Source organism: Bdellovibrionales bacterium, from assembly GCA_016716765.1.
Classification (GTDB): domain Bacteria; phylum Bdellovibrionota; class Bdellovibrionia; order Bdellovibrionales; family UBA1609; genus JADJVA01.
The window spans coordinates 236,283-250,620 of the sequence record JADJVA010000025.1 but is presented as its reverse complement, the minus strand read 5'-3'; the positions used below and the strand labels follow the sequence as shown (position 1 = coordinate 250,620).

Genomic DNA, 14,338 nt, shown 5'->3' with positions numbered 1-14,338 from the left:
CTCACTCAATTTGGGTTTGGGTCGATGTGTTAAAGTCAAGAGACTGACGTCTCTTCTTTTTTCTGACCATCACAAACAGAGCTACAGAAGCAAACAAGAGAAGAGCACCAACACCGAGAGCCATCGTTTGATCTGGATCACCATTCATCAAGTCGTTGAGTCCTCCTCCTTCCTCAGCCTTAGCCTGCATTCCGTCCTCACCCGGCGCAGATGGGGGTGGAGGAGGAGGAGGTGGTGGTGGTGGTGGCTCAATCCCTCCCGCACTCGCTGCATCTGGGGGCGCCCCAGGTTCAAAATCCCCAGGGGGATTCTGCGGATTATTTGCGGCCATGTCAGGGGGATTTCCGAAATCAGATGGAGGCGGAGGTGGAACTCCCCCGTCAGTACCTGAAGCAAGTCCTCCATTTGGGGGCTGAGCGCCACCTTCTCCGCTTTCTGCCTGCTGTGGAATGGGTGCTTCTACTGCTACGTCAGTACCCCAATAGCGAAGTTGAGTTCCTGCAACCAGATCACCTTTTGACTCAACATCTAAGTTGGTTGACCAAATCTCTTTCCAACTATCAGCGTGACCCAATAATTTCTTGGAAACAATCTTCAGATTATCCCCTTCCTGGGCCGCATACATACTGGGAGAAACGCCATTGTCCTCATAGTAAACGAGAAGCTGAGACTCATCGGTGGAGCGACGCGGTGAATTGTAATAAACTTTATCCCCAGTCTTTACTCTTCGTTTGAGATTCGGATTAGCCTTTAAAAGATCTGATTTCCTATTCGATCCATAAATCTTCTTACTGATCCCTACAAGCGTGTCCCCCGGTCTAGCCAAGTAGACCGCATTCACAAGAATTCCATTCTTTTTATAGGGGGTGTTTGCAATCTTCTTTAAGGAAACAAGTGGCTTAGGGGCAGGCGCCTCTCCCTCACTTTCAACAGAAGAAATCGAAGACTCACTGGGCATACTCCCTTCTTCAATTGCTGTTCCAGTCGTCGCTCCAGTGTCCCCAGTTTCAGAAATCATTCCTGGCTCAGGAGTTGGACTGATGTCTTCACTCGATCCAGATTCAGGACTCGTGCTCATCGCACTATCTGAAGATTCACCTGTTTCTTTGGCTATGCCATCTTCAGAAAACCCATCATCAGCCATCCCCTCATCATCAGCCAATTTCTCGCCCACATCCGTAGAATCTGAAAATTCAGAATTCCCATTGGCCCCCTCGCTCCCTTCTGAACCACTCTCAACAGAGAGACCCTCGCCCTCTGCAGTCTCCCCTTCAATCAAACCTTCGGAATCCTCCCCGCCTTCACCCACCACAGCATCCGATTCAGCTGAGGATTCAGTCGCCTTATCCTTTTCAACACTTCCCGAAGTGCAAGACGAGACGCCAAAACAAAAAATAATTGGTAGGAGGACACTTAAGAGTTTATTCATTGCTGCCTAACCTCAATTTGACGACAAACCGCTAAAATACTGTAAACATTAGATCATATTTAGACTATGAGGGAAAATAATAATTCTCGTTGGCCCGCCCTTTGTCACCCGATTATTTAGACCGGACCTTTGTCCTACTTTTCGATTCGTTCTCATCTGTCCAGTTCCATGTTGCACCAACGGACACCTTGTTTTCTCTGAACCATCCTTTATTTGCCTCCAATGCATAAAGAGCTGGTCTGCTACTTCGATATTGCGGGATCTCTCGCTCTAAAACCGATTTCGACGGCTCCATGTCAACAATCTCGATCAGAGTCCTATTCTTGTCAAAAAAAGCTATTGAAAGAGGAATAAACGTGTTTTTCATCCAAAACGAAAGGACTTGTTCCTTGCTAAAAAGGAACATCATGCCCTCATTTTTTGCCAAAGACCTACGATGCATGAGCCCCTCAGATCTTCGTTCATCCGTATCTGCCACCTCGACCACCATTTTGACATTGCCTAGTTGAATCATACGTCGGTCAAAAGTCGTACCTTCGCCAACTGCCAAGAGTGGAGAAATCGTGAGACAAATGAACAGAATACTGTTGAACCACAAATTCATTTTGCAACCTCCAAAGCAACTCCGTATCTGACGCCCCTTGCCGATACAATAAGTTCTTCAACGTCAAGAATCTTTGACGATTCAATCAAAATCAATAAACCAGCCAAAATAACATCGGCCCGCTGTGGCTCCATTCCTGGAAGTGATGAAATCTCCGTGAGAGTCATAGCCATAATTCTCTCACACCACTCTTCCATTATTGCCAACTTCAATTTAAACCCGTGGATACTTTTCGCATTGAATTCCTTTTCTCCTAGAATTACAGACGCGAGAGTCGTCGGCGTTCCCGAAACAGCTATAACGGGTCCCGAATCCGTGCAGATATCGTGAGGCAAGTGTTCAAGCTGGCTCTGGACAAATGTACGTAATGTTCTCAATTCTTGACCAAAAACCGGGTGTCCAGAAATAAACCTCTCGGTCAATCGAACACAGCCCATATCGAGAGAACGGCTTGCTTGAATTCCGCCTTTACTTCCCAGAATAAACTCCGTTGAACCACCCCCTACATCGATGACTCGACAATTCCCCTTTTGAATGAAATCGCTCGTTGCTCCAAAAAATGAGAGTTTTGCTTCCTCCGTCCCCGATATGATTTCGATCGGAATTCCATACTTAGCCCCAATAGCGATAAAGTCTTCCTTGTTGTTGGCCTCTCGAGCTGCGCTGGTCGCTACAGCTTTCACCACCTCTGGCTTAAATTCAGAGATTTTCAAGGAATACTCCCTGAGACATTCCTCAGCCCTCTTCAGTGCCTCGGGTGCAAAAACGCGCGCATGATCCATATTCTGACCCAACCGCGTGACACGATATTCATCGTGAAGGACCTTCACGATTTTTCCTTTTTCAATTTCAACAATCAATAATAGAAAAGTATTTGAACCCAAATCCAAAGCCGCTATTTTCATAAAGGTGGTCTCAATTTCTTTAGAAGGAGACTGTTCACCAAATCAGGATTAGCTTGCCCCTTTGTTTCTCTCATTACTTGACCCACAAAAAAGCCAAAAACTTTTTCTTTTCCACTCCGATACTGTTCTACCTGAGGGGAGTTCTTAGCCAGAATTGCGTTGATTATCTTTTCTAAAGTCGAGTTGTCTGAAACCTGCACGAACCCCTTCTCTTCAATTACCTCGTCGGGCCTGCGGCCCGACGACCACATCTCGGCAAACACCTGTTTGCCAATCTTTCCTGAGATAGTTCCTTGATCAATAAAATGAATGAGTGAACCCAAATTCTTGGGGGATACCGGCGAATTCCTGATTTCAATCTTACCTAGATTTAGCTCTCTCAACAGCTCAACCATAATCCAATTACAGGTCGATTTCGGATTGGAGGAGGCTTTGACAGCCTCTTCAAAATAATCCGCCAGTTCAATTTCATCTGCCAAGTGAGTGGCATCGATGTGGGACAGACCAAAATCATTCTGGAGACGACGAACTTTCTGAAATGGTAATTCTGGAAGCCTTTGCCCAAGGTTTTCAATCCAGGAAGAAGAAATCTCTAAGGGTAGTAAGTCCGGATCAGGAAAATATCGATAATCGTGAGCATCCTCTTTTGATCTCATGGAGTAGGTCCGATTTTTCACCGAGTCAAAAAGTCTGGTCTCTTGTACAACCCGCTGACCAGTTTCTACGAGATCAATCTGTCGCTGAATTTCGTATTCAATAGCCTTCTCAATGAAACGAAATGAATTTATATTTTTAATTTCAACTCTCGTTCCCAGTTGCTGATTGCCCCTCTGGCGAATGCTCACGTTGCAATCGCAGCGAAGAGATCCCTCCTCTAGGTTTCCATCACAAGCATCTAAATATCTTAAGGTCCTGCGAATCGCTCTTACATATTCAGCTGCAACCGCTGGTGATCGAATGACTGGGGCAGAAACAATTTCTAGGAGAGGTACGCCTGCTCGATTATAGTTGAGAAGAGTCCCATCGCCATGATGAATGGACTTTCCCGCGTCTTCTTCCATATGAGCGCGCGTTATTTCTACCTGCATAGGTTCGCCTTCAACAAAGAAATCAATATGGCCGTTTTCACAGAGAGGAACATCAAACTGAGATATTTGATATCCCTTAGGTAAATCGGGATAGAAATAATTTTTACGAGAAAATACAGATTGCCTGTTGATCTTGCAATTCAAAGCCAAACCAATGAGAACCGATAGTTCCACCGCCTTCTCGTTCAATACTGGTAAAGTCCCCGGCATCCCCAAAGACACCGGATGAACATGTTGGTTATCTCCCCCCCCAAAAGAGGCGGAATCAGGAGAAAAAATCTTACTCATTGTCAAAAGTTGAGCATGAATTTCTAAACCAATGATGGCTTCCCAATCACCCGATGACATCAGGAAGTCTCCCCTTCATTCCGACGACCGCTTCTATTGCAGTGGCCACGTTAAAAAGCCGCTGTTCCTCAAAGTGTGGAGCAAGAAGTTGAATTCCAACTGGAAAACCTTGCTCCGTCATGCCAGCCGGAACGCTCATCCCGGGAATTCCCGCCAAATTTGCCGAAGTTGTGTAAACATCATTGAGATACATGGCCAAAGGGTCACTCACCTTTTCACCAATTTTAAAGGGAAGAATTGCGGTCACTGGACCCATAATAACGTCACATCGCTCAAAGACATTTAAAAATTCATCACGTATCAGACGTCGCACCTGTCCCGCCTTCTTAAAGTACGCATCGTAATATCCGCTCGAGAGAGCATAGGTTCCAAGTATAATTCTTCTTTTGACTTCTTCGCCGAAGCCTTCACTCCTCGTCCTCGTGTAAAATTCCTCAAGAGTTTTCGCTGGAGATTTTGTAAAATCAGCTCGACGACCGTATCTCACTCCATCGTACCGAGAAAGATTGCTCGATGCTTCGCTCGTAGCAAGAAGGTAATAAGTCGCAACGGCCACTTCCGTGAGTGGCAAATCGACTTCTATCAATTCTGCACCTGCCTCTTTTAAAAGATCCCCGGCATTTTTAACAACACGCTCAATTTCTCCATTTAATCCTGATTGGAAAAATTGCCGTGGAATTCCTATTTTAAGGCCCTTTATGTTGCGTGATATTTTTTCACTAAAGCGGGGCACCTCGAATTGTGCGCAGGTTGAATCCCTTGAATCCGCTCCTGCAATAACTTCCAGCGCAAGAGCCGCATCCCGCACAGTGAGAGTCATTGGTCCTGCCTGATCTAAGCTCGAAGCATAGGCAATGATGCCATAGCGACTCACTCGCCCGTAAGTTGGCTTGAGCCCCACCACTCCACAGTAACTGGCCGGCTGGCGAATGGACCCTCCCGTATCGGTCCCTATGGCTAGAGGGCTCATGCGAGAAGCCACCGCAACAGCAGAGCCTCCGCTCGAACCACCAGGCACATATTCTCTGTTCCAGGGATTTCGGCAAACCCCATAGGCGGAGGTTTCGTTGCTGGACCCCATTGCGAACTCATCAAGATTCGTCTTTCCTAACAAGACCGCGCCCTTGGCTTCTAAACGATCGACAACTGTGGCGGAGTATGGAGGAACAAAATTTTCGAGGATCTTTGATGCCGCCGTGGTTCGAATATCCTTTGTGCATAACAAGTCTTTGATGGCAATGGGAACTCCAGCCAGAGGTCCGACATCAATCCCTTTGCCTATCTTTTCATCTATTTTCCGGGCCTCGTTTATGACTTCCTGATTGAGCAGAATAAAAGCTCCGAGCAGACCGTTCAGCCTTTCGGCCCGAGCGAGATAGGTCGTAGCAACTTCAACTGCACTCACACGCTTGGATCTCACAAGAGCAGCTATCCCAGTTGCGTCGTTCTCAAATAAATCCATTCTTCCTCATATTACTGGCGGCACTTTAAAGAGATTTCCACTTCGTTCAGAGGCCTGAGCCAAGGCCTGATCCACGTCGGGCCAAGGTTCAACCCTGTCTTCCCTTAAACGTTGAGACATATCCGTTGGCGTGACCAAAGGCTTAATGCCATCTGTATTGATCTTGCTGATCTTGGCGAAAGCCTCCATGACTGCCGCAAGCTGCCCGCTAAAGTGTACCACTTCTGTTTCAGTCAATTTTAAGCGAGCTAATCGAGCAGCTGACTCGATGATTTCCCTCGAAATCATTGTATAATCCTCTCCCTGTGGAATTTACCTTATTGTCTGAATTGGTGCCAGCCTCTTGGTCGAAGCGACGCGTTAATTTTCGATTGAGTCCTCTTTGACCACCAAGTATTCTCCCTCTATTTTCCATTAATGAACTCTCTCAAGCAAAATTTCGCCTCAAGAATTCTTTCTCTTCGTAACCAAATCGAACAGCATGATTATGCCTATTACGTTCTAGATCGACCAATCATATCTGATTATGAATACGATAATCTTTTTCGTGAACTTCAGCAGCTAGAGATCGATCACCCCGAATTGCTGACTCCGGATTCTCCCACCCGTCGGGTCGGCGGGACACCTGCAAAGCAATTTATTAAGCGCTCGCACTCCGAACCAATGCTCAGCCTTCAGAACACTTATTCCCTCGACGAGATTATCGCTTTTGATGAACGAATTAAATCCCAGCTCTCAATCGCAAAAGATATCGAGTACTTTTGCGAACCAAAGCTCGACGGCCTTGCTCTTGAACTCGTCTATGAGAACGGAATTTTGCGTGCGGCTGTGACTCGAGGTGATGGCCTGATTGGCGAGGACGTCACCGCTAACATCCTCACCGTCAAAACAATCCCTTTGCGGCTGAGGCCCTCCCCCCATGTCCCTTCCCTCGCTGAGATCAGAGGTGAACTGATCATGCATAAGGCCGATTTTTTAAAACTAAATCAGTGGCAAGAAGAGAACGGTCTTCAGCCATTTGCAAATCCGCGAAATGCCGCTGCTGGTAGCGTACGTCAACTTGACCCTAAAATAACTGCTGGACGCAGTCTGCGTTTCTATGCCTACGGAACAGGATCCATCAATGGAGTCGATTTCAAAAGCCAGGAGGATATTGTAGGCAAGTTTGCTGAGTGGGGTCTGCCAACTCTGGGGGTTTCAAGATTTCCTGGAGGACTATCTGAATTTCGTGAGAAGGGGCTCAAACTCACCCCTAAGCGGCAAGATATTTTGCACCATCCCTTGGCCATTCGCCTTGAAAATATTGGCGCCTCCTTAAAGTACTACGAATTTATTGATTCAATAAGGCACTATTTGCCGTTTGAAATTGACGGAGTCGTCATCAAGGTTAACTCCTTAAAATTGCAATCTGAACTTGGACTGATTGCCCGAAGTCCTCGCTGGGCAACTGCCGCCAAGTTCAAACCTGAGCAGTCTCAAACAAAGGTGCTTGATATTGTCGTCAATGTCGGTCGCACTGGGGCTCTCACTCCAGTGGCAATATTGAAGCCCGTGAGGGTTGGAGGCGTGACTGTTTCTCATGCTACTCTACATAACCAACAGGAAATTGACCGCAAAGACGTTCGCATTGGAGATACGGTCGTTATTCAGCGCGCCGGTGATGTCATCCCAGAAATCGTTAAATCGATTCCTGAAGGGCGCCAAAAAGATAGCAAGCCCTTTGTCATGCCTGCAGCATGTCCCTCCTGCGGAAATCCCGTACAAAAACCCGAAGGTGAAATCATCAGTCGCTGCACCAACCGTCTGTGCGACTCTATTTTAAAGGAGTCTTTGAAACACTTTGCCTCGCGGCGCGCGGTTAATATCGATAAGCTTGGCGACAAAATGATAGATCAGCTCGTCGACAAAGGAATTGTCACCTGTTTTTCTGATCTCTATAAACTCAACAAGGAGTCTCTCATCGGCTTGGAGCGTATGGGAGAAAAATCTGCTTCCACGCTTATCCAGAATATTGAAGCTTCACGTAAAGTAAGACTTTCCAGATTCATCTTTGCCTTGGGGATTCGCTTTGTCGGCGAGCAGACAGCAAAAAATCTGGCCCATCGTTTTGGATCACTCGATAATTTCCTCAAGTCCAACTACGAATCGCTCCTTGAAATCGAAGATGTTGGACCTACAGTTGCCGCCTCGATTGCCAATTCACTGGCAGACCGATCTTTTGTGCAAGAGATCAAACATCTTGTTGAAAATGGGGTCACCGTCTTGTCCGACCAAAGCCATGGACAAGAGCAAGGATCAAAGCCATTGGCGGGCCTCAATATTGTAATCACTGGCACTTTACCAAAAGAAAGAGATGAAATTAAAGATTTGATCGCCGAACTCGGAGGAAGGAGCGGCTCCTCAGTCTCCAAAAAAACAGACTATGTGCTAGCTGGAATTGAACCGGGTTCAAAACTGGATAAAGCCAAGGAGCTAGGAATAAAAATTCTGGAATGGGGAGAATTCGAAGATCTCATTAAAAAAAATAGGCCCTCTGCTCTACCATCGGGCCCTACCAATTAGAAAACTAGGCTCGAAACCAAAAATCAAACATGTTCGACACTGATATCACGTGCCATGACGGTCTTCCGTCCGTCTTTTTTTGCCTGATCAACGCCCTTTTGGCATAAAATCTTAACGGCATCGCTTAACACCTCAATGGTCTCCGAAGATGTATTGCAACCACCATTTTCCTTGATGAATTTTTTTACTTTGCTCGTTACAACAAGTACTTCTGACATGGACGCCTCCAATTATTCAATTAAGTTGGTTCCAATATAACAAATGGGGGCCAGTATAACCGCCCTCAGCCTCGCCAAACAGCATTTTGGTCAAAAATTTTGAAAAAGATCAAATACAATGATCCTAGCTTCAGCTCTTTCTCGCATTTATTGACTTAACTAATCGCGTCTAATGCTTAGCATTATTTAGTGTCGATGTCTGCCGGCCGTGCCAAATACTTCATGGGGCTTGCCGTCCTTGAACTGGTAGACACGGGCCTCCCTTTTGAGTCCCTTAGAACCAGGGTATATCCAAACAAAGGTTTTTTGGTCTATTGGCTGTTCGCATTCCACATCAAGGAAGGCAGGGGACCAGGTACCAGAATTGAGGTGCTCCACGTTGCCAACGATTTCATGGCGAACCACATGAGTGTGCCCATAAACGATACGGTTGGCCTTCGTAATAACACTGGCCATGCTGAGAATTCTTTCGCTCGGCTCTTTGTATTGGATAACCTCGGAGGTAATCGAACGTGAGTAGAATAGGAAAAAGGGCAGAAAGAGTGATAGAGGAATAAACATCCAGAAAAAAGATAAGGAGTAAACAGTCTTAATAGAAAGGATAATTTGGAAAATTACAAAAAAGGCAATTAGAATCAAAAATGCTCGATCTAACCAAAGTTCCCGCATCAGGATCGTTGGCGTACTCGCAGCCGGAGTCGCAAAAAGTTCACGCAATTCTCTCACCATTCGTGAAGTAGCGTTGGCCTTGGCAGCGATGAGTTCGACTTTGTCTTCAACCGTGAGAGGTTCAATTATGGAGGGAATGAGACGATCCCAAAAGGATTGAGATAAGGTCACCGTTGCTCCCCAAAGCCAAGTCCAAAGCAACATCGGTTGAGCACGCACGACATACTTAAAAAAGAAATGCACGTATTCTTTAGCGGACATGATAAAATTCGTATCAACATGAGGGTTAAAAAAACCCATGCCGTTAATCATGTAGCGAGTGGCAAGATTACCAAACGGAATTCTGATCTCCACTCGATTCAATCGAAGTATAAATGGATTCACCGGATCTTGAGCCAAACAATAAGGGTCGTACTGATTGCCATGTTCTATTAAGGTATCCGCATTGCTAATATAAAACCATTCCACAAAACGCACACTGGATTGATCCTTCGGATTTAGCCCAAGAGCTTGAATAACTACATCCTGTACTGAAGGAAAATGAAGTTCTAGATCATGATTTCCAATCACAAAAATGACTCTGTTCCCAGCGTTGATAAACCAGTTCAGGGCCAACACCCAATCTCGATGGTGCTCAAGAATCCTTTGAATCTTGTAAATTGATTTCTCGGCCTGGGGATGAAGACCACGCTGCCCTTCAATCCAAGTGATTCGGTAGGGTGGCTCATCTGGCAAATGGTTCACGCTGTCAAAATCGAATATGTCTCCGTTGAGTACCAGCTCTACGCGTTCTCCTCCTGCACGATGTACGATAGATTGAAGAAAATCACGAAAGACTTCATCAAAGAAAAATTGTCGTGTTTTATACTTCTTCCAAAGAGGAAATTTCGAATTGAGCGGTTCTTCATCGCAAAGGTGCAAATCGCTGACCACAGCGGTAAACTTAGCCTGACTAAAATCCGGAAGCTCTTCAATCATTTTCCGATACAAATTCATCGACGTTTCATGCCTCTGCGCTCAATAATGCGCCTGTATGTTTAACAAAATTCGGCCCTTACAAAACCATCAATTCACAACATATTGAAATTATTGATGTTTTTTATTTATTTTTGGCACCAATCTTGCTCAGTATGCCTCTCATGTCGTCGTCTACACTCAAAAACCAAAGTAAGATCAGGCCAAAAGTTCATACTCTCATTGCTTCCTATTTAGTTTTTTTTCTCTCTTTCATTGGTTTCTTGTCCCTCCTTTTCGTCCTATTTCTAAATCTACCTGAGAACTCATTTATTCGCCTCCAAATTGAAACTGGAGCTGATTGGCTCCAAGACAGTTGGGCGCAGATATTTGATAAATCTGAGTCGCCTTTACCATCTCAAAATGAGATAGCTGAAAGTCTCGCGGAGAACGACTCGAACAATGAAATTGATCCGCAGATTCTTAAGGACTCTACTCTTTGGCCCAGAGAGTTGGAATTCCTTTCCGATCACAATCTCTCCGAAACTGGCTCACAGAATAGTTCCCCCCTGATAAATCCAAATCCATTTCAACGTCTTGATGCCCTCAAAGATCCGTTAGATAGAGTAGATGCTCAATTTACCATTCCTGAGAGTCTCTTTAAGCGCACGCAATTTTGGTTTGATGTTTACACACGCTACGATTCCAATGTTCATATCATTCATCACATGAGATATCCATGGATTGTATTTAAGGTTATCGATACGCGAGAAATTGTTGCCAAAGGAAAAGGTCCATTGTGGCTCAGACGCGAACGTGCTCAAAAATATGTGTCCCAAGAAAAGGCGCAAATCATTCATCTTCTCCGACGCCTCTCTAAAACAAATTCATTTGGACATCTTTCGCCGTCAGAGCAAGCATTGTTTGATGCCATCAATGAGCTTCCTGGAAATAGATCTTCAGCATTTCGCTTCGCTGCTCAAAATGTTCGCTCACAACTTGGTCAGATGGATTTTTTTGTTTCAGGTCTGCGCTGGAGTCAGCGTTATATTCCTTATATGGAAGAAATTTTTTCTGCTCAGGGGCTTCCCGCCGATTTAACGCGACTTCCGTTCGTGGAGAGCAGTTTTAATGTCAAGGCCCAGTCAAAGGTCGGAGCAAGCGGTATTTGGCAGATTATGCCTCGCACAGGGAAAGCCTACCTCAACATATCCAGTGATATTGACGAAAGAAATTCTCCCCTCAAAGCGACTCTCGCCGCAGCTCGAATCCTTCGCAGCTATTTTCACGCACTGAAGAGCTGGCCACTCGCCGTAACAGGATACAATCATGGCATCGGAGGAGTTCTAAAGGCTCGGCGAAAAGTACAATCCTCAGATTTGGCGACAATAATCCGCAAATACCACGGAGGAAGTTTCAAGTTTGCATCCTCGAACTTCTATACCTGCTTTTTGGCCGCGCTCTACGCTGAAAAATACCACAATGAAATTTTTCCGTTTGCAGTTAAAGACGATCTGTTGGAAAGAGAAGTCATAAAAATTGCGAATCCCCTTCGTCTCAAAAGAATAGCCTCCCTAACAGGACTGGAAGTTAACGCCATCATTGAATTAAACTTAGATCTTCGAAACTCATCCGCGTCCAATCCACTTTTGCCGAGAGGTTTTAATTTGCACCTGCCTCCTGGATTTGGCAGCCAACTCAAAAGAAAAGTTGGCCAAGAGAACTCTGTTCCCCAAGCCAAAGCAAATTCCGTCAAAGTTGGCCAAAATTAGAGAGTTATTTCTGGAATAAGGTTAGTGACGGCCGGTTCAGCCACAACAATGCGGCTCAATACTCTATCCGAACCACTCGGTACAATAACAACTGATCGAAACCCAGTTGGTAGATTGAACAGGGCAAAGCCCCCTCCAGCCTTACCCCGGCCTTCTCTCAATATTTGTCCATCTCGATCAAAGTACACCTTATTTTCAGGGAGATAGGGTTCCTTGTCGTCAATAAACACTTCGAAGTCCTTGTTGTTTACGAACCCGACAACAACCCCTTTTTCTCCCTCTAGGTTAATCCGCTTTTTTATAGCCAAATCAGCAAGCCAATGAGACGGAATCATCGGAACGGAAATTCCTGCCCTGCTTCCATCCAAGTTAAGACGCACAATTTCAGTTCCCTCTCCACCATCTGCCTCAACCAGTGTGAGGTCATTGCTCCTGGGCAAGGTCAGAATAGTTTCCTTTTCTACTCTCTGTTCATTCTCTGTGCCCATCACCAAAAAAGCTGCCGAGGCTGGATTTTTTCGCTCCGGAGCAGAAGTCACTTTAATGAGTGATGAAACAGGAGTTCCCGTTTCTAATTCAACAATTGAAACAAATTTTCCTTCACTAAGAATAATCCTGGCTGGGTGAGGAACACCACCAATTCGAGCTCGCACAGACTGAATTCCAGAATCGATTCCTACAAATGCAAAAAGACCATTGCTACTGGTTCCAATTAAATTTGAATCTGGGATATAAATAGAATTGAAATAGACTGGAGCCACCTCTGCATCGCCAGCAAACTCAACGACTGCACCCGCTACGGGCTGTCCGTCTCGAACCACACGACCCCACACAATGGCCTTCTCCAGAAAATCTCTTCTCTCAAATTCATTTTTTGCTATCAGGCCCAACAACGCATCGACCATTTTGACCGGAAACAAGTGGATTCTCTGCGACCCTCCGCTAGCACCCACCATGAGGCTTCCCCAAAAGTTCTTCAAGCGAGCACGAAGCAAAAAACTAGACCCAGGCAAAAAATCAGAGTCCTCTACTAGTCCACGCCGATCACTATTGTAAGTTCTATTGAGTCCCTGAATCTCAACCTTTGCTTTGGGTAAGGGAATCAGTGCATCCGTTCCAATCGAATACGCTGAGACAATCTCAATTTTTGCGCCGAGCGGAGCGGGTATAACAGGAATGTTAATATTGCTGATCTTGATCTGATTTGTTGGAGGTAAACTCAAAGTATGAAGCTGAAGAGTTCCAATCCCCAAAATCTGACCCTCATGATCGACAAGACGAAGAGACAATTCTCCTTTGAGCTCCTTGACTGCAATTTCAAATTTTGCTTCGTCCTCCCATATCACGCCCTGAGCCACAGGCACGTCATACAAGTAATGCACCAATTCAAATCGCATCGCTCCCGCTACATAAGCAAGCCCACCAGAAAGATTGAACCGACCAGACAGAAGGAAGTTCTGATTTCTCTCCGCAAGATCAGGGGTCAACAGAGTTACCGCAGCCAATACGGGCTCGCCGGGATCAGGCTTGAGGGGTTGTTTGGCCAAATCATGCCCACGTCTTTCACTTGGAGACATCCAAAAGCTTGACGTGTTCCCATTGTCTGAGTCAGATGATTTGGCAACTATTATTGCACCGCCCGATTCTGTTGGCACAAGCCGAGGGCGCTGACTCTCCTCTTCGCGGCGCTTCAGCTCGCCCGAAACAAGCTCCTGAGCTTTTTTCTGCAGGTCCGACATTTCTTCAATGGCTGGGGCTGGGGACAGATATCCTTGACCCATCCTGGTGAGAAATGAATCTCCACGCCCGCCCCCTTCTGCGATCTTCAGCATCGGCGAAGCATCTAAATCTATGCTCGAAATTTGAACTCTTGGCCTTGAATCTGAGTCGATCAAAACATCCTTTTGGCTGATAACAATGCCATTAAGAAGAGTGATCTGAGGATCTTTTGGCAATCTCGATGGCTTCTTTTCTTTTGAACTGTGGGGCGGCCTATTGATCTCAACTGATAACTGCTCGTACGTCAGTGTTCTTGTTCCAGAAGAGATCAGTATTCCTTTCTCTTTCGGCACTGACAAATTGTCTTCTGTTTGCACCCAGGTACTTCGACTGTCTTCAAATGCAGCCCAGGCCGGCGAAATCTTTGCTTGCCCAATCACCAATGAGGAATTTGGCATCGAACGAAAATCAATATAGGAAAGCTTTTGGGACCATAATTGAATGCATAAGGCCACCATCAGGAAAATTGGCCAAATGGGCTGATTCTTTCGAAATCCTCTTTTTTTCACCTTTACACAATCCCGAGCTGACGCCACCACGAAGATTAA

The 14,338-nt window shown here is 45.7% G+C and carries 11 protein-coding genes; 2 read left to right on the top strand and 9 right to left on the bottom strand.

Annotated elements, in window-relative coordinates:
- Position 1 precedes the first annotated feature (1 nt).
- From IPL83_17510 to gatC, 6 genes are all read right to left on the bottom strand, one after another.
- Positions 2-1,429, bottom strand: coding sequence for a LysM peptidoglycan-binding domain-containing protein (locus tag IPL83_17510; GenBank protein ID MBK9040923.1), 1,428 nt, complete (start codon positions 1,427-1,429; stop codon positions 2-4).
- Positions 1,430-1,541: 112 nt separating this feature from the next.
- Positions 1,542-1,943, bottom strand: a complete 402-nt coding sequence (locus tag IPL83_17505; protein MBK9040922.1) for a DUF192 domain-containing protein — start codon at positions 1,941-1,943, stop codon at positions 1,542-1,544.
- 86 nt (positions 1,944-2,029) lie between these two features.
- Entirely contained in the window at positions 2,030-2,938 is a 909-nt protein-coding gene (locus IPL83_17500) for a Ppx/GppA family phosphatase (protein MBK9040921.1), read from the bottom strand.
- Positions 2,935-4,374 (bottom strand): Asp-tRNA(Asn)/Glu-tRNA(Gln) amidotransferase subunit GatB, encoded by a 1,440-nt coding sequence (gene gatB, locus IPL83_17495; GenBank protein MBK9040920.1) that lies wholly within the window; start codon positions 4,372-4,374, stop codon positions 2,935-2,937. Before gatB ends, IPL83_17500 begins: the two co-directional genes overlap by 4 nt.
- Positions 4,361-5,836, bottom strand: coding sequence for an Asp-tRNA(Asn)/Glu-tRNA(Gln) amidotransferase subunit GatA (gatA, locus tag IPL83_17490; GenBank protein MBK9040919.1), 1,476 nt, complete (start codon positions 5,834-5,836; stop codon positions 4,361-4,363). Before gatA ends, gatB begins: the two co-directional genes overlap by 14 nt.
- Positions 5,837-5,842: 6 nt before the next feature.
- On the bottom strand, positions 5,843-6,124 hold the full coding sequence (gatC, locus tag IPL83_17485) for an Asp-tRNA(Asn)/Glu-tRNA(Gln) amidotransferase subunit GatC (protein ID MBK9040918.1): 282 nt from the start codon (positions 6,122-6,124) through the stop codon (positions 5,843-5,845).
- A 129-nt stretch (positions 6,125-6,253) separates the two neighbouring features.
- Here gatC and ligA point away from each other — a divergent pair, with 129 nt between their 5' ends.
- Positions 6,254-8,398: an NAD-dependent DNA ligase LigA gene (gene ligA, locus IPL83_17480; protein MBK9040917.1), complete on the top strand. Its 2,145-nt coding sequence runs from the start codon at positions 6,254-6,256 to the stop codon at positions 8,396-8,398.
- Positions 8,399-8,421: 23 nt separating this feature from the next.
- On the opposite strand, the gene IPL83_17475 is transcribed toward ligA, so the two are convergent.
- The gene (locus IPL83_17475) at positions 8,422-8,616 is read right to left on the bottom strand and encodes a hypothetical protein (GenBank protein ID MBK9040916.1); all 195 of its coding nucleotides are present in this window, start codon (positions 8,614-8,616) and stop codon (positions 8,422-8,424) included.
- 186 nt (positions 8,617-8,802) lie between these two features.
- Complete coding sequence (locus IPL83_17470; GenBank protein ID MBK9040915.1) at positions 8,803-10,263, bottom strand: metallophosphoesterase; 1,461 nt, start codon at positions 10,261-10,263, stop codon at positions 8,803-8,805.
- A 161-nt stretch (positions 10,264-10,424) separates the two neighbouring features.
- Between IPL83_17470 and IPL83_17465 the strand changes: the two genes are divergently transcribed.
- A complete protein-coding gene (locus tag IPL83_17465; GenBank protein MBK9040914.1) occupies positions 10,425-12,011 on the top strand; it encodes a lytic transglycosylase domain-containing protein in 1,587 nt (528 codons plus the stop codon).
- Here the strand turns inward: IPL83_17465 and IPL83_17460 are convergent.
- Positions 12,008-14,299, bottom strand: coding sequence for a hypothetical protein (locus tag IPL83_17460; protein MBK9040913.1), 2,292 nt, complete (start codon positions 14,297-14,299; stop codon positions 12,008-12,010). The genes IPL83_17465 and IPL83_17460 overlap by 4 nt on opposite strands.
- Between the last annotated feature and the right edge of the window lie 39 nt (positions 14,300-14,338).